Annotated in this window: 1 protein-coding gene; it reads right to left on the minus strand. The window is 59.1% G+C overall.

Annotated elements, in window-relative coordinates; genetic code table 11:
* Nucleotides 1–49 precede the first annotated feature (49 nt).
* The coding region (locus SB816_RS33145) for a hypothetical protein (RefSeq protein ID WP_410548395.1) at nt 50–257 on the minus strand (208 nt) is incomplete at its 5' end.

The following is a 257-nucleotide window of genomic DNA, read 5'->3' on the forward strand; positions in this document are numbered from 1 at the left end:
GGGCTTGCGCTGCACACCCCGTTCTCCCGTTCGCGTGGGGTGTATCGGGTTAGAAGCCGATGTCTCTAAAACGTTTCCTATTGTGATCCGGTGCACTGAAATAGTTGTTAAAGAGTGTCATCGGCCATTTTTTTAATACCTTTAATCGGTCGAAATTGCCGATCGGTGCGGCTTCATTGTGCAGGCGGCGCGGAGGCGGGCGTCGCGTCCGCCGGCGCGGGCATAGGCGGTCGGGCCGACGGCTGCTCGGATGGCCG

Source organism: Achromobacter sp. SIMBA_011 (assembly GCF_046535435.1).
Taxonomy (GTDB): domain Bacteria; phylum Pseudomonadota; class Gammaproteobacteria; order Burkholderiales; family Burkholderiaceae_B; genus Achromobacter; species Achromobacter dolens.